21 protein-coding genes, 1 tRNA gene and 1 pseudogene are annotated in these 17,754 nt (G+C 63.9%); 18 read left to right on the top strand and 5 right to left on the bottom strand.

The features are described 5' to 3' along the window. Nucleotides 1-40 precede the first annotated feature (40 nt). The 12 genes from ispD to B9N93_RS07170 all read left to right on the top strand — a co-directional run bounded on the left by ispD (nucleotide 41) and on the right by B9N93_RS07170 (nucleotide 7,608). On the top strand, nucleotides 41-742 hold the full coding sequence (ispD, locus tag B9N93_RS07225; protein ID WP_254899352.1) for a 2-C-methyl-D-erythritol 4-phosphate cytidylyltransferase: 702 nt from the start codon (nucleotides 41-43) through the stop codon (nucleotides 740-742). Next, complete coding sequence (gene ispF, locus B9N93_RS07220; protein WP_085212243.1) at nucleotides 730-1,212, top strand: 2-C-methyl-D-erythritol 2,4-cyclodiphosphate synthase; 483 nt, start codon at nucleotides 730-732, stop codon at nucleotides 1,210-1,212. Before ispD ends, ispF begins: the two co-directional genes overlap by 13 nt. After that, nucleotides 1,212-2,249, top strand: coding sequence for a tRNA pseudouridine(13) synthase TruD (gene truD, locus B9N93_RS07215; RefSeq protein ID WP_085212241.1), 1,038 nt, complete (start codon nucleotides 1,212-1,214; stop codon nucleotides 2,247-2,249). Before ispF ends, truD begins: the two co-directional genes overlap by 1 nt. 184 nt (nucleotides 2,250-2,433) lie before the next feature. Continuing rightward, entirely contained in the window at nucleotides 2,434-2,895 is a 462-nt protein-coding gene (locus tag B9N93_RS07210; RefSeq protein WP_085212239.1) for a CBS domain-containing protein, read from the top strand. After that, nucleotides 2,892-3,239, top strand: coding sequence for an arsenate reductase (glutaredoxin) (arsC, locus tag B9N93_RS07205; protein ID WP_085212237.1), 348 nt, complete (start codon nucleotides 2,892-2,894; stop codon nucleotides 3,237-3,239). Before B9N93_RS07210 ends, arsC begins: the two co-directional genes overlap by 4 nt. 74 nt (nucleotides 3,240-3,313) lie before the next feature. Continuing rightward, nucleotides 3,314-3,910 (top strand): NAD(P)H:quinone oxidoreductase, encoded by a 597-nt coding sequence (gene wrbA / locus B9N93_RS07200; RefSeq protein ID WP_085212235.1) that lies wholly within the window; start codon nucleotides 3,314-3,316, stop codon nucleotides 3,908-3,910. Nucleotides 3,911-3,921: 11 nt separating this feature from the next. Continuing rightward, nucleotides 3,922-4,650, top strand: coding sequence for a DnaA regulatory inactivator Hda (gene hda / locus B9N93_RS07195; RefSeq protein WP_085212233.1), 729 nt, complete (start codon nucleotides 3,922-3,924; stop codon nucleotides 4,648-4,650). A gap of 121 nt (nucleotides 4,651-4,771) precedes the next feature. Next, a complete protein-coding gene (locus B9N93_RS07190) occupies nucleotides 4,772-5,698 on the top strand; it encodes a ketopantoate reductase family protein (protein ID WP_085212231.1) in 927 nt (308 codons plus the stop codon). 87 nt (nucleotides 5,699-5,785) lie between these two features. Next, nucleotides 5,786-6,109, top strand: coding sequence for a PilZ domain-containing protein (locus tag B9N93_RS07185; protein ID WP_085212229.1), 324 nt, complete (start codon nucleotides 5,786-5,788; stop codon nucleotides 6,107-6,109). Nucleotides 6,110-6,174: 65 nt separating this feature from the next. Next, nucleotides 6,175-6,654, top strand: a complete 480-nt coding sequence (locus tag B9N93_RS07180) for a cupin domain-containing protein (RefSeq protein ID WP_085212227.1) — start codon at nucleotides 6,175-6,177, stop codon at nucleotides 6,652-6,654. A 175-nt stretch (nucleotides 6,655-6,829) separates the two neighbouring features. Next, entirely contained in the window at nucleotides 6,830-7,450 is a 621-nt protein-coding gene (locus B9N93_RS07175) for a hypothetical protein (protein WP_085212225.1), read from the top strand. Between the two features lie 82 nt (nucleotides 7,451-7,532). Beyond that, nucleotides 7,533-7,608, top strand: a tRNA-Ala gene (locus B9N93_RS07170). Nucleotides 7,609-7,701: 93 nt separating this feature from the next. Here the strand turns inward: B9N93_RS07170 and yjjJ are convergent. Next, nucleotides 7,702-9,003: a type II toxin-antitoxin system HipA family toxin YjjJ gene (gene yjjJ / locus B9N93_RS07165; protein WP_085212223.1), complete on the bottom strand. Its 1,302-nt coding sequence runs from the start codon at nucleotides 9,001-9,003 to the stop codon at nucleotides 7,702-7,704. Nucleotides 9,004-9,296: 293 nt separating this feature from the next. Here yjjJ and B9N93_RS25400 point away from each other — a divergent pair, with 293 nt between their 5' ends. Together B9N93_RS25400 and B9N93_RS25395 are read left to right on the top strand one after the other, a co-directional pair. After that, nucleotides 9,297-9,881, top strand: coding sequence for a hypothetical protein (locus B9N93_RS25400; RefSeq protein ID WP_176225173.1), 585 nt, complete (start codon nucleotides 9,297-9,299; stop codon nucleotides 9,879-9,881). Further along, the gene (locus B9N93_RS25395; RefSeq protein ID WP_176225172.1) at nucleotides 9,841-10,017 is read left to right on the top strand and encodes a hypothetical protein; all 177 of its coding nucleotides are present in this window, start codon (nucleotides 9,841-9,843) and stop codon (nucleotides 10,015-10,017) included. The genes B9N93_RS25400 and B9N93_RS25395 overlap by 41 nt, the downstream gene beginning before the upstream one ends. Here B9N93_RS25395 and B9N93_RS07150 read toward each other — a convergent pair. Next, on the bottom strand, nucleotides 10,014-10,406 hold the full coding sequence (locus B9N93_RS07150) for a hypothetical protein (RefSeq protein ID WP_085212217.1): 393 nt from the start codon (nucleotides 10,404-10,406) through the stop codon (nucleotides 10,014-10,016). The genes B9N93_RS25395 and B9N93_RS07150 overlap by 4 nt on opposite strands. 199 nt (nucleotides 10,407-10,605) lie before the next feature. Beyond that, nucleotides 10,606-11,357: pseudogene (locus B9N93_RS07145) on the bottom strand (ISNCY family transposase); the annotation flags it as partial. A gap of 500 nt (nucleotides 11,358-11,857) precedes the next feature. On the opposite strand from B9N93_RS07145, the gene B9N93_RS07140 reads away from it, so the two are divergent. From B9N93_RS07140 to B9N93_RS07125, 4 genes are all read left to right on the top strand, one after another. Continuing rightward, entirely contained in the window at nucleotides 11,858-12,676 is an 819-nt protein-coding gene (locus tag B9N93_RS07140) for a hypothetical protein (RefSeq protein WP_085212213.1), read from the top strand. Nucleotides 12,677-13,104: 428 nt separating this feature from the next. Then, nucleotides 13,105-13,614, top strand: a complete 510-nt coding sequence (locus tag B9N93_RS07135; protein WP_085212211.1) for a hypothetical protein — start codon at nucleotides 13,105-13,107, stop codon at nucleotides 13,612-13,614. Between the two features lie 138 nt (nucleotides 13,615-13,752). After that, nucleotides 13,753-15,204: a DUF1254 domain-containing protein gene (locus B9N93_RS07130; protein WP_217807277.1), complete on the top strand. Its 1,452-nt coding sequence runs from the start codon at nucleotides 13,753-13,755 to the stop codon at nucleotides 15,202-15,204. A gap of 113 nt (nucleotides 15,205-15,317) precedes the next feature. Beyond that, complete coding sequence (locus B9N93_RS07125; RefSeq protein WP_085212209.1) at nucleotides 15,318-16,205, top strand: hypothetical protein; 888 nt, start codon at nucleotides 15,318-15,320, stop codon at nucleotides 16,203-16,205. 132 nt (nucleotides 16,206-16,337) lie between these two features. Here the strand turns inward: B9N93_RS07125 and amrA are convergent, their stop codons facing one another. Next, a complete protein-coding gene (gene amrA, locus B9N93_RS07120; RefSeq protein ID WP_085212207.1) occupies nucleotides 16,338-16,910 on the bottom strand; it encodes an AmmeMemoRadiSam system protein A in 573 nt (190 codons plus the stop codon). After that, nucleotides 16,897-17,682: an AmmeMemoRadiSam system protein B gene (amrB, locus tag B9N93_RS07115; protein ID WP_085212205.1), complete on the bottom strand. Its 786-nt coding sequence runs from the start codon at nucleotides 17,680-17,682 to the stop codon at nucleotides 16,897-16,899. The genes amrA and amrB overlap by 14 nt, the downstream gene beginning before the upstream one ends. Nucleotides 17,683-17,754: the final 72 nt, after the last annotated feature.

The raw sequence follows: 17,754 nt of genomic DNA, 5'->3' as shown, positions 1-17,754 counted from the left end.
CGTCCCGCAGTTCCCCCACCCTCGCGATGAGTATCCCCGAGTGAACACACCCCGTTTCTGGGCCGTCGTCCCCGCCGCCGGTGTCGGCAAGCGCATGGGCGCGGACGTGCCCAAGCAATATCTCGAAGTCCTGGGCCAACCCGTCCTGCAACACACCCTGGAACGGCTATTGAGCGTCGAAGCCTTTTCCGGCATCGTGGTCGCGCTGGGGCTTGAGGACGGCTATTGGCCCGACCTCCCTTGTTCCACCCACCCCAAAATCCGCCGCGCCCCCGGCGGCAAGGAACGCGCCGATTCGGTGCTGTCGGGACTCCGTAGCTTGGAAAACGAGGCCGATCCCGAGGATTGGGTCTTGGTCCACGACGCCGCCCGGCCCTGCCTCGCCCGAACCGATGTGGAAAAACTGATGGCGACGCTCAAGGACGACCCCGTCGGCGGCATCCTAGGGCTGCCGGTCAGCGATACTTTGAAAAGCGTGGACGCGGGCCAGATCACCAGCACCGTGGACCGCAGCCGGGTCTGGCGGGCGCTGACGCCGCAGATGTTCCGCTACGGCACGCTACGCGGGGCGTTGGAGGAAGCGGCGCTGAACGGCTGGGCCGTCACCGACGAAGCCAGCGCCATCGAACTCAAGGGTTTGCGTCCCAAGCTGGTTGAGGGACGGCCCGACAACCTCAAAATCACCCGGCCCGAGGATTTGCCCCTGGCCGTTTTTTATATGGAGCGGCAATGTTGCGAATAGGCCAGGGCTACGACGCCCACAAATTCAAGGCGGGCGACCACATCGTCATCGGCGGGGTCAAAATCCCCTTCATCCACGGCATGGCGGCGCATTCGGACGGCGATGTGGCCCTGCACGCGCTGTGCGACGCCCTGTTGGGCGCGGCGGCCCTAGGCGATATCGGCAAGCATTTCCCGGACACCGACGCCGCCTACAAAGGCATCGACAGCCGCATCCTGGTCCGCAACGTCATGGCCAAGCTCAAGGAATTGGGCTACGCGGTCGGCAATGTCGATGTCACCCTGGTGGCCCAAGCCCCCAAAATGGCCCCGCATATCCCCAAGATGCGCGAACACATCGCCGCCGACCTCGAAATCGGCGTGGACGCCGTCAATGTCAAGGCCACCACCACCGAAGGCATGGGTTTCGAGGGCCGGGGCGAAGGGATTTCGTCCTATGCCGTGGCCCTGCTGCACAAGGTACCTGTTTGATGGATATTCCCGCCCCCCTGCCCTACGCCCACGGCGGTCCCGTCGGCACCGCCACCCTGAAAGCCGCCCCGGAAGACTTCATCGTCGAGGAAATCCTGGGCTTCGAGCCTTCCGGCACGGGCGAACATGTATTCCTCAAGGTCGAGAAACGCGGCGAGAACACCGAGTATGTCGCCCGCCAACTGGCGCGTCACGCCGGGGTCGGCTCCCGCGAGGTCGGCTACGCCGGGCTGAAGGACCGCCACGGACTCACCGTGCAATGGTATAGCGTGCAACTGCCAGGCAAGGACGGACCCGATTGGAACGCCCTGGCCTCGCCTTCGCTGCGCGTCCTCGAAACCCACCGCAACAGCCGCAAGCTCAAGCAAGGCGCGGCCAGCGGCAACCGCTTCGTCATCACCCTGAAGCAGGTCGATGGCGACCCTGGGGTGCTTTCGGCCCGCTTGCGCCAGATCGGGGAGTTCGGCGTGCCCAATTATTTCGGGGAGCAACGCTTCGGCCGCGAAGGCCAGAACCTCGCCCGCGCCGCCGAATTGTTCGCGGGCACCCTGGGCCGGATCGATCCCCACAAGCGCGGGCTTTATCTGTCCGCCGCCCGCTCCGAGATTTTCAACCGCCTGCTGGCCCGGCGCGTCACGGACGGCACCTGGAACCAAGCCGTCGAGGGCGACGCCTTCATGTTCGGGGACTCGCGGAGCTTCTTCAAACCGGAGGCCATCACCCCGGAAATCCTGCAACGGCTGGCAGACCGGGACATCCACCCCAGCGGCGTGCTATGGGGCAAGGGCGCATCCGCCGCCACCGGCGCAGCGGCGGCGCTGGAACTCGCGGTGGCGGAAGCGCTGGCGGACTTCTGCCGCGGGCTGGAACGCTTCGACCTGGACACGGCGCGGCGGCCCTTCCGGCTCTGCCCCCAAGACCTGCGTTGGGAATTCCCCGACCCGGCAAGCCTGCGTCTGCAATTCGCCCTGCCTTCCGGCGCCTACGCCACCACCCTGTTGCGCGAATTGGTCAGCACCGATTTCTCGGACGGCTGAAACCCCTCCCGGACCCGTGGCCCGGATGGATCACGGCGTCCGGGAAATGGATTCCCCGGATATTTTCCCCAATTCCGCGCCCAGACCTCCGGCTAACCCCGCCCCAATCCCATACCCATACCTGGGTTTATCCCAACCGCGCTAAACTATCCCCCGTTCAGCCCTACACAGAATGGAGGCAGCCATGTCGATAGGACAGCTATGCAACCGCAATACCGTCACCGTCAGGAAGGAAGATTCCATCGCCGCGACGGCCCAGCTGATGCGGGAATCCCATGTCGGTAGCGTGGTCGTGGTCGAGGACGCCGGGACCGGGCCGAAACCCATCGGCATCCTGACCGACCGCGACCTGGTCGTGGAAATCCTGGCCACCGGGCTCGACCCCGCCGCGGTCGGCGTCGGCGATATCATGAGCTACCCACTGGCCGTGGCGCGGGAAGACGAAGGGCTGTGGGAGATCATGCAGCGGATGCGGGCCCAGGGCGTGCGGCGCTTGCCGGTGGTCGATGGCCAAGGCCATCTGGTCGGCATCGTCGCCAGCGACGACCTGTTGGAACTCCTGGCCGGGGAATTGGGCCAGTTGGCCAAGATCGTCAACCAGGAGCGGGCGCGGGAACGGACCCAGCGGGGTAGCCTGGAACCATGAGCGTCACGATCTATCACAATCCGCGCTGCGGCAAATCGCGCGGTGCGTTGGAATTGCTGCGGGCGCGGGGTATCGAACCCCGCGTGGTGGAATACCTGAAAACCCCGCCCAACGCCGCCGAACTGGAACATATCCTGGAACTTCTGGGCCTGGAACCCCGCGCCTTGATCCGCAAGGGCGAAGCCGCCTACCAAGAGGCCGGGTTGGACCGCCCGGACCTGGACCGCGCCGCCCTGATCGCCGCCCTGGTGGCGCATCCGATCCTGATCGAACGGCCCATCGTCCTCGCGAACGGCAAGGCCGCCCTGGGCCGCCCGCCGGAAAACATCCTCGGGATACTTTGAGGCGGCGGCATCCCCGGCCCACCCCCGCCCAGCGGGCCATCCATTATCATTCATAGCCTTAGCTTACAACTCCAATGACTGAAATCCTGATCCTCTACTACAGCCGCTGGGGTGCCACCTCGGAACTGGCGAACCTCATCGCCCGCGGCGTCGAAGAAGTCGAAGGCGCGGTCGCCAAGCTGCGCACCGTGCCGGAAGTCTCCCCCGTCTGCGCGGCGACCGAAGACAGCATCCCCGATTCCGGCGCCCCCTACGCCAGCCTCGAAGACCTCCGCGACTGCGACGGCCTCGCCCTCGGCAGCCCCACCCATTTCGGCAACATGGCCGCCCCGCTCAAATACTTCATCGACAGCACCAGCAGCCTGTGGTTTTCCGGGGCGCTGTCGGGCAAACCCGCGGGGGTGTTCACCTCGACCTCGTCCCTGCACGGTGGCCAGGAAGCCACCCTCATCACCATGCTCCTACCCTTGCTGCACCATGGCATGATCCTGGTCGGCATCCCCAGCAGCGAAACCGCCCTCAGCAAGACCCAGAGCGGCGGCACCCCCTACGGACCCAGCCGCCACAGCGGCAAGGACGGCGTCAGCGAGGAAGAACGCCAGCTCTGCCGGGCCTTCGGCGCGCGGCTGGCCCGCACCGCCAGGGCGCTCAAGCAAGATAGGGCCGGATAAGCCCACGCGCCATGCCCGAGCAACTGCCCCTGCCGTTCACCTTCAACCCGGAACTCGGATTCGAGCAATTCCACGCCGGGGTGAACGCCGAGCAGGTCCGGCATCTGCAACGCACCGCCACCGGGGCGGGCGAGTCCTTGATCTTCCTGTGGGGCGAACCGGGCAGCGGCAAGACCCATTTGCTCAACGCCTGTTGCCGCACCGCCTGCCAACTCCAGCGCACGGTGTCCTACCTGCCCCTGGGCGTGGTGCGGGATTACGGCCCGGAGATGCTGGAAGGCTTGGAACACATGGATTTGGTCTGCCTCGACGACCTGGAACAAATCGCCGGCGACGCCGCCTGGGAAGAGGCGCTGTTCGAGCTGTTCAACCGGCTGCGCGACCTGGGCCGCGACCTCATCGCCACCGCCAGCGCCCCCCCGGCCCGTTCGCCGATCCGCCTGCCCGACCTCAAGACCCGCTTCGGCTGGGGCTTGACCCTGCGGCTGCAAGCCCTGCGCGACGAGGACAAGCTGGCGGTCCTGGCCCTCTACGCCCGCTCGCTGGGGCTGGACCTGCCGCCCCAGGTCGGGCGCTTCCTACTGACCCACCACCGCCGCGATCCCCAGACCCTGCGGGCCTTGCTGGAACGCCTGGACCAAGCCAGCCTGGCGGCGCAACATAAGCTCACCATCCCCTTCGTGAAGCGCTTCCTGGGGATCGACCCGCCACCGGCCAGGGCCACCCCGAACAGGCCATAATCCCGCACATGGGGACCGCCATCAAACACCGGGGGCTGCCCAGTCTTCCCGGATTCGGCTACCCTCATCCAGGCCGCACCGCAAGCGCCGCGCCTTCCTTTCCAATCGACAAGGTAACGCAATGAACATACTGATCATCGGCACCGGAGCCATCGGCGGCTTCTATGGTTCGCTACTCGCCAAACAAGGCGCGACAGTCTCGGTGCTGGCCCGCTCCGATTATGCACAGGTGCGGGCGCACGGCATCCACATCCGCAGCGCCGTCCCGGCGGTCGGCGACTACCATTTCCGGCCCGCCCGCGTGGTCCGCAGCGCCTTGGAACTGGATGAAAAGCCCGACTATGTGCTGCTGTGCGTGAAGGTGGTGGCGGGCGCGGACCGCGCCGCCCTACTCAAGGACGCGCTCGGCCCCGCGACCCGCATCGTGCTGGTCTCCAACGGCGTCGAGATCGAGGACGAGATCGCCGCGGCCTACCCGGACCACGCCCTCATCAGCGGCCTCGCCTTCATCTGCGTGACCCGCACCGCGCCCGGCGAGATTTGGCACCAAGCCTATGGCCGCCTGGCCCTCGGCGATTATCCGCGGGGCGTCTCCCCGGCCACGCTGGCCCTGTGCCAAGCCTTCGAAGGCTCGGGCATCCCATGCGCGACCAGCGAGGACGTGGTCGGGGCGCGGTGGCAGAAATGCGTGTGGAACGCGGCGTTCAGCCCGCTGTCGGTGCTGTCGGGCGGCCTGGACACCCACGCCATCCTGGACACGGCGGAGCCTTTGGTGCGGGCCATCATGGCGGAAACGATCCTGATCTCGAACGCTCTGGGCCATCCCCTGCCCACCGACATGGTGGAGAAACAGGTTTCCAGTACCCGCAAAATGCCGCCCTACAAAACCAGCATGTTGCTGGACCACGAGGCTGGCCGCCCCATGGAAACCGAAGCCATCCTCGGCAACGCGGTGCGGGCCGGACAGCGCCTCGGACTCGACGTACCGCACCTTGCGACGCTGTACGGCCTGATGCGGCTGGTGGAAGCCCGCGCCGCTTCCCACTGACCCCGCAACCCCGACCGGACCGCCGCGCATCCAACGCGACCCGGCCCCGGTCGGTCCATCACCATCCGCCTCATGGAAACGCCCGCCATGAACGAAAACAGAGGATTCTTCCGCAAAAAAACCCGGTCCGACGGCATCGTCCTGATGGAATTGGGCGAACTCCAATTCGGACTCAAGGACTTGTCGGTCGAGGGCTTCAAGGCCCATTTCGAGCGCGTCCCGCCCTTCGGCGTCGGCGACGTAGTGAGGATACGCCTGCCCGATCTGCACCTGGAGGGCTGCGCCCGCGCCATGCGGATCGACAAGGAAGGGCCGGGCAAAGGCTTCCTGGTGGGCTTCATGTTCACCGAGCGCCATGCCTGGGACCCCGGCTCGGTCTTCATCGCCCGGCCACCGGAAGATGGCGGATAAGCGAGGGCCATATTCGCCCCCCGCCCGACGGCAAACAACCCACACCGCCACGAGGAAACCAACCGATGCGACCCACCCCGATCCCGCCCGCCCTCGACCCCGACTCGGTACCGGCCCGGACCGGCTCCACCTATCCCACCGAAGCATTCCGCCGCGCCGCCCAAGGCCGCGCCAAACACGCCCTGGGCGACGCGCTGGGCCTACAGAACTTCGGCGTCAACCTGGTGCGGCTGGAACCGGGCGCGATGTCGGCCCTGCGCCATTGGCATACCCGCCAAGACGAATTCATCTACGTGCTGGAAGGCGAACTGACCCTCGTCACCGAGTCCGGCGAGCAATGCCTACACCCCGGCCACTGCGCGGGCTTCCCGGCCGGCCAGCCTGACGGCCACCACTTCGTCAACCGGGGCGGAGCGGTCGCGGTCTATCTCGAAGTCGGCGACCGCCTGCCCGGCGACCAGGCGCACTATCCCGACGCCGACCTCGAAGCCCGCGCCGTGCGTGGCGGCTACGGCTTTTTCCACAAGGACGGCACGGCCTATTGAACCGGGACATCCGTAGAAACACGGAACCACACGCACCGCTCCCCAGCCTATACTGCGTGCCGGGTCCGGTCGTCGCGACGACCCCAAGGCTGTCCCCCGGTGGGTAACTTTCCCCGGATGCGATCCAAGGATATATTTAACTTTCCTATATCACACGCTGTGCAGAGGCCGTCCGATGTTCAACAGTACCCGTATTTTTGAACGAACCAACACGAACACCGGGCTGCAAGAATGGTTCTTCACCGCCAGGGAAGGCATCAAAGGCCCGCACCACTCCAGGGAACAAGCCCTCTACGAGTTGAATGTCTTCAAGATCGCCGCGCAACGGCTGAACCTGACCGGGGGCCGGTCCGACGAACCCGCCGCCCCCGCCAAATTCAGCACCCACCGGGTTTTCATGCAAACCAACATGGCCACGGGCTTGCCGGAATGGTTTTTCAACGCCAGGGAAGGCATCAAAGGCCCATACGAATCCAAGGAACGGGCCTTGTACGAACTCAACCTGTTCAAGAACATCTCCAACAAGCTGAACCTCACCGGGGGCAGGGAGCCCCCGCCCCCAGCCCAACCCGGCCCCAAGAATATCCAGCGCACCTGGCATCTCTATTCCCCGGACCGGCTCTTGCAGCAATGGAATCCCGGCAAGGGCGATATCGAATGGTTTTTCATCGCCCGCGAAGGGCTCAAGGGACCGCATGCCTCCAAAGCCGAGGCCCAGCGCGAACTCGAATCCTTCAAGGAAAACGCCCGCCGCCTGGGACTGGGTGGCCGTCCGCCCGCCCCACCGCCGCTGTGATCGCCATCGCCCCGGCCCGGCGTTTTGCAACGGCGGGCCTTGAGATGGGCGCGGAAATGGTCTAGGATTGCGCCTCGTTTTCGGGGAAGTAGCTCAGCTGGGAGAGCGTCGCGTTCGCAATGCGAAGGTCGAGGGTTCGATCCCCTTCTTCTCCACCAAAATCAAAGACTTAGGCCCTCATTTTTGAGGGCCTTTTCTTTGTGTCAATTTCCTGCCCAAGTGAATCTGGTTACAGCAGACCACAACCCGCCTCAACCACGGAGTAACCTCATTTTTTCCCTGGCCTGCGCCACGGCCATCGATGCGGTCTCCGCAATTCCGGACCAACGCCCTTCCAACCATTCACAACTCCGCACCCTGGTCCAGAAGTCCTCTGCCATATCTGCGGCCAAACCGAAAGCACACGGAACCAGGAAACGCACGGGGATATCCAGTTCCCTTTCGACGATCTCTCCATTTGTCGATGGTGCCCAACGCATGGGCAACATGTCGTAGGCCGGGGCCAGCGTGAACTGGCGATAATCCTCGGTAAGGAAGGAAACATTGCCTAGGTGCATGTCTGAATTCCCTATTAGCCTTCCGAACGCGCTCCATAGTCCAAGGGTTTCCGCCACGTCGGTCGGGATAACGTGGGCTTTCAGCAAGGCTTCCCCTAATTTGGCCCAGTCCTCGCCCACCCCGGCGAACTGCATGTCGATTGCGGTGCCGGACAGCATTGCCCGCCGTCCCTCCGGCGTCCGGTCGAACCGCGCGGATTCCAGCATAATCCGTCCCCCCCCTTCGATGAGCATGGTCGGGGCGACTTCTTGGCCATGGTCGCGCATGACCGTCAACGCGATGTGCTCGCACACGAGCAAGTCGCCCCAGCGTCGCGCCGCAGCGGATTCATGGACCGGCGGGGAGAATTTCACTATGGCGTTTTCCCCATCCGGGGCGAGGGTCACTGCGAATTTGGGCTGTTCACCCCCGGCGGAAGATCCGGCTTCTCCCCCTTCTAAAGCCGCATTGGCCAATTCGGGATAATCCGCTCGGGACACCCTGGGTGCCACCAAGCGCCCACTCAGATACCGTTCTAATGATTCGTGTCCGGCGATCAAATCCCCTGGGCAATCTTCCCCGCGCCATGTCAGCGCCACCAAAATGTCCTCGCTGGACCAGTTCAACAGGTTCTGGGGCAACCCCAGGCCGGTTTCCCGGCGTGCGAACGCCCTACCCATGAAACCTTGGGGCCGCATGTCCCATAGGAACCAAGGCAGGTCGTCGAACAATTGGCTATCGAACAGGAACTTGCTGTGGACCACAGGCTCGAGTTCGCCGAAGGGCCGGACCAGACCCCCGGGTGAAACCCGCCATACGGGAATGGGAGATTTGACCCGGCTTAGTGGTTTCCGCAAGGTGTAGCGTACCGAACGGCCCCGCCCCAATTGGACTAATTGGTCGCTGTGGGCTTGGAACAAGCGCGAGAATGTCGGCTGACTGACGCCGAGTTCCTCGGCGATGCGCTGCCTGCTGGCTACTCCTAGGCGCTCAAGAACCTCGATGATCGAAGCCATGCCAGTGTTGAATAAATTATGAATAGATTATTGTAGATGATAGCCGTAATTTACCTCATTTAGAACAATGACTTATAGAAATTCACATTGGCTTAGGTGAATAGATGATGTGGATGGGGAGCAAACGCGACCGATGGTCGCCAAGGAGACGGTGAATTGCATCCAATGCCTGAAGCCGGGATGTGTGAATTTCTTTATCTCCGCACTTCCATGGAGTCCTTGGTTGCTAAGTACAGGACAAAAACCTAACTGCTTGATTGCCAAAGGCGTAAACTATCCGGCTTTTACCTCCGATGGCTGACCCTCATCAAGACCTCAAGGCCGTCCTGTCCGAGCACCTGCCGTGGCACGGGGCCCGGATCGGCTTCCTCGCGCATTTCCTGCTGGCCCTGCTCAAGGTGCGCAGCGTCAACCTGGCGGAACTCGCCACCGGCTTCGGCGGTCCGGCCAAGGTGGAGTCCCACTACAAGCGGCTCCAGCGCTTCTTCCGCGCGTTCGAGTTGGACCAGGACGTCCTCGCCCGCCTGTTGGTGCGGCTGGTCCCGGTCGGCGACGGCCCCTGGCGGCTGACCCTGGACCGCACGAACTGGAAGTTCGGCCTGGCCGAGATCAACTTCCTGGTCCTGGGGATCGCCCACCGGGGGATGGCCGTGCCGGTGTTCTGGAGCGTCCTCGGCAAAGCGGGGAACTCCGACACCGTCGAGCGCATCGCGTTGATGGAGCGCTTCCTGAAGGTCTTCGGTGCCGCTGCGCCTCGACGACGGCGGCTTCCTGTTCATCGCCTCCTCCGGCACCCCACAGGCCGGGGCCATCGACGCCTACGCCGACCGCTGGCAAGTGGAAACCCTGTTCGGCGCTTTGAAATCCAGGGGCTTTAACTTGGAGGATACCCACCTCACCGACCCCAAGCGCCTCGCCAAGCTCATGGGCCTGCTTGCCCTGGCCTTCGCCTGGTCCTACCGCACCGGCGAACTGCTCCACGACGGCCCCAGCCCCGTCCGTCAAAAAAACTAGGGTGGCAAACTCAGCTTGACCAATTGCTCTTCGAGTTTTTGGAGGTAGACCTGGGGATTTCGCCGGAAGCGCCGCCCGAGGAGGCGCGGAAGGTGGCGCTGCTTCAGCAAGGCCCGCTGTTTCCGCCAGCGTTTGGTATCGACCCCTGCCAGGTCGGTGGCGGTGAAGGGCCGCTCCCGGCTGGCGACGGCGGCGGGCAGGCGCGCGGCACCCCGGACAACCAGGCTGGCCGGAGCGTTCTTCTGGCCGGTGGTTCTTCGGAGTTGATGGCGGACCCCGCCGAAGAGTTGCTCGAGGTCGTTGTCGGTGCGGGGCAAGCCCGGCACGTCGTAGCAGGCGAAGATCTGCGCGCCGTAGCTGGCCGTGACCTTGATGAATTGCGCGGCCATCTGCCGCAGGGGGGAGCGTGGGCGAGGCCTCGTCCCGGATATCGGTCAACAACCGGTCGTACCGGGTCCGCACCCCGGCGCTGTCGGTACCGTCGGGGTTGGCCAGGATGGCCGCCGCCTCTTCCAGCCAGCCTTGGGCGACTTTTGGGGCCGCCCGGTCCAGGCTGGCCTCGATGGCGCCGAGGCGCTCCCGCAACAGCAGGCCGCCGGGCCGCAGCGGCGGCTGGCCACCGTCGCCGAACGCGCCGCGAACCGCCGCGCAATAACCCAGGACGATGTCGGCTTCGGGATCGGCGCGGTCCTCGGCCTGGCGCTCGATGGCGCGCACGTCCCGCACCCGTCCCGCACCCGCTTGCCCAGTTCCTTCCGGGCGTGGCGGTCCGGACGGCCCGCCTCCCGCAGATAGTGGAACTGGCAGGGTTGGTGCGGCACCCCCGCCAGGGATTCGCGGAGCAGGCCGGCCAGTTCCTCCCGGCAAGAGCTCAGCAGGCTGCGCGCCGCCAGGATTTCACCCGACAAAACCTCCCGCACCACCCATAGCACCTCGTGGCCCTTGTCCGGCTGCAAGCCGTCCAACGCCAGGATCAACCGCCCTTGTCCGCGCAACCGCCGCCGGGCCGGCTCCCCGAGCGCCACACTCACCAGTTCCTCGTAGCGATGGAGCAGTCCATCGACCGTGCGCGCCGCCACCTGGACCCCGCGCTCCACCAACCCCCGGTGGATCTCCGGCAGGCTGCGGGATTCCCGGTACCGGCACGCGCCGATCCACGCGATCACGTCCAGCCCGAACTCGTGGTGCGGCAGCGCCAGCCGGCCTTCCTCCTCGGGACGGTAAGCTTGGTGGTAAAGCGCGCAATCCGGGTTCACGCAGCGCCGGACCTGCAAGGTCAACCCCAGCACGGCGTCCAGGGTGGTGGCTTTCCGATAATCCTCGTACGAGAACCAACGCAGCCTGCCGCAGACCGGACACGGCGGGTCGAGGCAGCGCAAGACCAAGGTTTGGGTCGCAGGCGGGCGGGGTGTGGTCCTAGCCATGGCGGTTCTCCTCGGTTCGGCAACTTCATGCCGATACTGGGTTAGACCCTTTACTCCCTTCAAAGCGAAAGAACACCCAATCGCTTTTTTATGCAAACCATTGAATTTAATGGCAACCTTCGATCTTGAGGCTAGGCGTTCTTTGGTCGGCAAGGGAGTAGTCGCGCTTGCTATCCAAGAAAAAAAACGCTGTCGCGCCCCCTCAAGTCCCTCTTCCGCCACGGACTCGACTTCCTTCGCAACACCGTCCTGAACCCAACCGAGAAGTCTGATGAGTTCGCCTGGGCATTGCGGGTTTTGTCCTGTACATAGGACGGCAATACTCGGCCTGGCTTATCGACACTTCCGCCAAGACCCTCACCGTCTACCGGGGCATCCTGGACACCGTGCCGTCCACCCATAACTCAGGGGCCAGGTTGTTCATTTATAGCGCCCTCCGCGCCATAGACTGGGTGGAGTATTCCCCTGGCGAAACCGTGCAAGCCTATGTGCTGCCCGCCTCCATGCTGGGTGTGCTGCCCCAGGAGGACACCTATCCGTTGTCGATCACCACCATCGGCAGGGCCTACCTGCCCTACCCTCCCGGTAATTTCAAGATCAACGATGAACTCTACCCGGCCACCATCTCCGGGCGGCTCCGCCTGTCCTGGGCGCACCGGAGCCGGGCGCAGCAGACGGCATATATCGTGCGCCAGGACGAGGGTAACATAGGCCCGGAAGGCAAGGTCAGCTACTTGATCGAGCTATACAACGAAAACGGCGTACTGGTCCGTACCGTGAAAAACAAGCGCGGCACCAAGTTCGTATGGCGGAAGGAGAAGGCCAACTCCGGCCTGGGGCGGCTGAACAATTCGATCACCATCAAGCTGTGGTCGCGCCGGCTGGGGAGCCTCTCCGGGCAATACCACATGTGGACCGTGTCGCGGGACTTCACCGTGGACGACGACCCGGACGACGTACCGGAACCGACCAACCTGCACGTGCAATGGGAGGGCCCCTCGTCGGCGACCTGGGCCTGGGACCGCGGCGGGTCCGCCGGGAACACGTTCGAGTTGCTGGTATCGCCCACCAACAGCATGGACCACCCCGATGCCTACGCCATCGAGACGGGGACAGCCGAGAGCCACAGGGAGTTCCTGCCCGCCGGGACGTGGTTCGCCTGGGTGTCGGAGGTCGAGCCGGACGGGTCCACGTCGGACTGGGTGGGGCCACAGATGGCTACGGTGGGCGGGTAGCTGTGCCAGCTTTGTGTCTGATACTATTCACAACGATTTGCGAAGTCCGGATACGTGCAACGGCAAGGCTCCGCAAGTTGTTGATTTAAAATGGCTCGGCAGGGTTACCGGGCGTTCGCAATGCGAAGGTCGAGGGTTCGATCCCCTTCTTCTCCACCATTTTGGGGTTTCACGGAACCCCACAACACACCAGAAACCCGCGTAGTTCAAGGACTTGCGGGTTTTTTGTTGTTTCACGCCATGCCAGGTTCCGTTGACATCCCCCAGGAAACCGCATGGGTCGGAGACGAAAGCGCCCGGTGCCCGGCACCCGGCCTCGTTGCCCAGCCGGGTACGGGGGAGGCAATCCTATGCGCCTTGCGGCATGCTTCGGGTGGACCCCGCCGATACCGAAACCGTTTTAGAACACCAAGAAAGAGGAGCGGAACGTGAAGTTGCTGAAAACCCTGAAACACGAATTCCTGGCGGTGATTCCACCCACGGTTTTCTTTTTCCTGACGTTCTGCCTGCTGGTCATCACCCAAAGGTTGATCGACCAGGAATACGGCATACCCCTCGCGAATTTCGGCGGTGCCCTGATCGGCGCCTTGATCGTCGGCAAGGTCGTACTGGTGGTCGATACCCTCCCCTTCGTCAACCGCTTCCCCGGCAAACCCCTGATCTACAACGTGTTGTGGAAAACCGGCATCTACCTGACCGCCACCTTCTTGGTCCGGTACGCGGAACACCTGCTGCCCTTTTTCAAGCAATACGGCCACTTGGCGGAAGCCCACCGGCATTTGCTCGAGGAAGTCGTCTGGCCGCGTTTCTGGCTGATCCAGATGTGGCTGATCGTGCTGTTCTTCGTGTATTGCGCCCTCAGGGAACTCATCCGGGTCATCGGCAAGCGGGAATTCGTCTCCTTATTCCTGGGCCAGGGGAAACAGGCGCAACCCTGAAGCAATCCGGCCCGCCGCCTTCCCGCGCGATGCATATACATGCGAATGGATGCGTATAATCGCGCGGGTTTCCGCCCGCCCGACGGGCGGTTTTAGCAGTCCAAGGTTTGGACCTGGACCTTCGCCACAGAGGATCGCATGAAGAAAAAAAACATCAACGCACAGACCACCCTCATGCTACTGGCCGCCATCGCCCCTGCGGCATGCGGTTGGAAAGCGGTCACGCCAACGGCCCCCCCAGGCCAAGCCGCCACGGACGCGGCCAAGGAGCAGGAAGGCCTCCAAGCCGGCATCGAAGCGGTCGTCTATGGTTTTCCGCTGGTCATCATGGACGCCACCCGCAAGAAGATGTCGAACGTGGCGATGGCCGGACCCACAGCGGCTCCCGTCAACCAGTTTTCGCACATGCCGCAATTCCCGGATGCTTCGTTCAAGGACGTGGTACGCGCCAATGTCGATACCCTTTATTCGACGGCGTGGCTAGACCTGTCCAAGGAACCCATCGTGCTGTCGGTGCCCGACACCCATGGCCGCTACTACCTGATGCCGATGCTCGACGCCTGGACCAATATCTTCGCCTCCCCCGGCAAGCGCACCACCGGAACCCGGCCAGGACATTACGCGATCACCGGGCCGGGCTGGACCGGCAATCTACCCGCCGACGTGAAACCACTGAAGTCGCCGACCAACCTGGTCTGGATCATCGGGCGCACGCAGACCAATGGCCCGAAAGACTACGCCGCCGTGCATGCGGTCCAGCGGCAATACCAACTCACGCCCCTGTCGGCGTTCGGGAAACCCTACACCCCGCCCCCGGCGGCGGTGGACCCGACGGTCGATATGCGGTTGGCACCGGTCGAAGCCGTTGCCAAGATGGGCAGCGCGGCCTTCTTCAATACGCTGACCGCCCTGATGCAGGACAACCCCCCGCCCCCGGCGGATGCGCCGGTACTGGCCAAGCTCGCCAAGATCGGCATCGTGCCAGGACAGCCCTTCGATCCCGCCAAGCTCGATCCGGCCTTGGCGAAGGGATTGGAGCAGGCGCTGCCGGCCGCGCTGGAAAAACTGACGGCCGCTTCCAAGCAGGCCGGCGCCCCCGTCAACGGTTGGCGGATTCCGTCGATGCAACTGGCCGACTTCGGCACGGACTACGGGACGCGGGCGGTGGTCGCGCTGATCGGGCTCGGGGCGAATTTGGCCGCGGACGCCGTATATCCATCGGCCTATGTCGATGGCGAAGGCCAACCGCTCAACGGGGCCCACCGCTACGTCCTGCATTTCGCCAAGGGCGAGGAACCGCCGGTCCGCGCCTTCTGGTCGGTGACGATGTACGACCCCGGCTCGTTCTTCGTCCCCAACCCGGCCAACCGCTACGCCGTGAGCAGTTGGATGCCGTTCAAGCGCAATGCCGACGGCTCGCTCGACCTCTTCATCCAGGCCGACCCACCCGGCCAGGCGCAGGCGGCGAACTGGCTGCCCGCCCCCAAGGGCGAATTCAATCTGACGATGCGCATGTACTGGCCCAACGACCAAACCCCCTCGGTGCTGGACGGGACCTGGAAGCCGCCCGCGCTCAAGCCAGTCCCATGAAGGATCGACCACACGCTTTCGGCGCGGCCCAGGGCGAAACCGGCAACACCCGCCGACGGACCGTGCCAACCCCATTCCAACCGGATTTAACAACCTTGGGGAGAGATCAAGACATGAGTTTTTTGGAGATATCGCAGCCATCGGCCCAGCAAACGCCGCGAACCCGAGTCCGCCACAGTCCGCGCTGGGCGGGGCTGGCGACCCTGGCATTCACCTCCTGGGTCCAGGCCGGATCGGCGGCTCCGGCCATGGCCGCGCCGGAAAACCCCTGGGCCTTCAACCTCACCGCCTACCTCTGGACATCCGGGGTGAAGGGCAATTTCAGCGCGGGACCGACCAGCCAGTCGGTGGATGCCAGTTTCATCGACATCAACAACAAGTCGCGGCAATTCCCGCTGGGCTTCATGGGCCGCTTCGGCGCCCATTACGGGCGTTTCGGTTTCTATCTCGATGGCAACTACATGAGCCTGCGGTTCAAGCCCAAGTTCGGCGATATCAGCAATGGCATCGACAGCGACCTGGGCGTGATGGATTACGGCTTGGCCTATCGCGTACTCGGTCCCTCGGCGGCGGAGTTGCCCGCCACCCTGGCGAACAAGGGCAACGCCAACTGGTTGGAAGCCTACGCCGGGGCGCGCACGCTCTGGCTCGACAACAGCGTCGACTTCAAGACCCCGTTCGGCAATCCATTGAACGGCCCGCGCAGTTTCTCGGCCAGCAAGTCGTTCACCAGCCCGGTGCTGGGGGCGCGGTTCATGGTCGGCTTTTCCCCGGAATGGTTCGTCTTGGTGGATGGGAATTTCGGCGGCTTCGGCGCGGGCGGGGTGCAGTTCACCGGCTCCCTGTTGGGCACCGTGGGCTACCGCACCACGATCCTGGACATGCCCACCTCCATCGAACTGGGCTATAAGGCACTGCGCTACAACATCGACAAGGGCGGCCCGATCCAGACCAACGCCACCCTCAACGGCCCCTTCGTGGGCTTGACGGGCTATTGGTGATCCCCGATCCGCGGAAACATCCCCCGAAGCGGACAGCGCCTTAGGACATGCCCTGGGACGTTTCCGGTTTGGGTGTAGGCTCAGCGGTGGGCACGGAATACGTGCCCACCCTACAGAAACTATGAAAACCCCCTAACCCACCACTTCCGTCCGATACCGCCAAACCTTCACCGTGTCCGACCAATGATGCTCGGACAACCCGGCCTTGCGCTTCAAATGCATGAGGAATTGCCAAGGCTCGGGCAAGGACTCCCACACCGCGGGTAAAAACGTCCCGCGCCGTCCCGCGTCCTCCAAAATCAAACCATCCACCCCCGGCACGATCTGCCCCAGCAAATCCTCTTCCGACCGGAAACTCATCGGCTCGGCGGGCGTCAACAGCGACACATGGATAGCCAGCCGCGCCCGTTCCACCTCCGTCACCGGCGGAAACCGCGGGTCGCGGAACGCGGCAGCGAAGGCGTTTTCCACCACGTCTTCCACCAAGGGTCGGCTCGCGCTCAAAGAACCAATACAGCCCCGCAAATGCCCGTCCAACTCTAAAGTCACGAATGTAGCGCGTAGTTCCCGGAGTTCGGGCGGGAACGCCTGCACATCGACCTTGGGAGCCGCTTGGTTGGCCAGCCCGACCTTGATCGAGGTTTGGGCGAGATTCAACACCACTTTTTGCAGATTCTCCGGCAGCGCACATTTATTCGAAGACATAGGCACCATACCCCACAACACGATCTTTACCACCGGCGGTATCGCCGGAGTTGCGTAAATCGACGGTCCGCACCCGCATACCCCGGCGGCGGGCCGCGTATAACAAACCGCTGACCGGCACCCGGCCACAGGCCGATTCATGATCCAAAGCCGCCCAATCCAGGTTTTCGATGGCCTGGGAAGCGGCTTGGTCCAACTTTTGGGCGGTGGCGTAATCATGGTAATGGCTGAGGTCGGAACTAATGACCAGCAAGGTTTCCGGCCCACCCCATAATAAATCCAATACCGCCGCCACCTGTTCAGGTGTGGCATTCCCCGCCACCAGGGGCACCATTTGGAATTCACCCAATATCTCTTGCAAGAATGGCAAATGCACCTCCAGGCTATGCTCCTGGGCATGGGCCTGGTCGAGATAACCCACGAACGGCAAGGACAGAATCTTTGCGATAGCCGCCCGGTCTATCGGAATATCCCCCAACGGCGTGGTGTAGGCGTCGGCCTGGGTGGCGGCGATGCCCTGAAAACCCACCCGGTGCGACGGACCCATCAAAACCACCCGCCGGATTGTGCCCCGGTTAGGCGCGAGCAAAACATAGGCATTGGCGGCGATGGGACCGGAATAGACATAACCGGCGTGCGGGGCGATGATGGCCTTGGGCGGATTCCCCACCGCCGTGGACCCCGACAGGAAGCCCTGGACCATGTCGTGGAGTGGGCGGGCGTCGGCGGGATAGAACGCTCCGGCGACGGCGGGTCTACGGAAAGTAGTCATGACTGATGGCCTCGTAGTAACACCGGAATCGGTGGACGCCCTATTACAAACCTGTTCGCAAACCCATATCAA

This window comes from Methylomagnum ishizawai, from assembly GCF_900155475.1.
Classification (GTDB): domain Bacteria; phylum Pseudomonadota; class Gammaproteobacteria; order Methylococcales; family Methylococcaceae; genus Methylomagnum; species Methylomagnum ishizawai_A.
The sequence above is the reverse complement of the archived record's forward strand: the minus strand, read 5'-3'. Positions and strand labels throughout refer to the sequence as shown.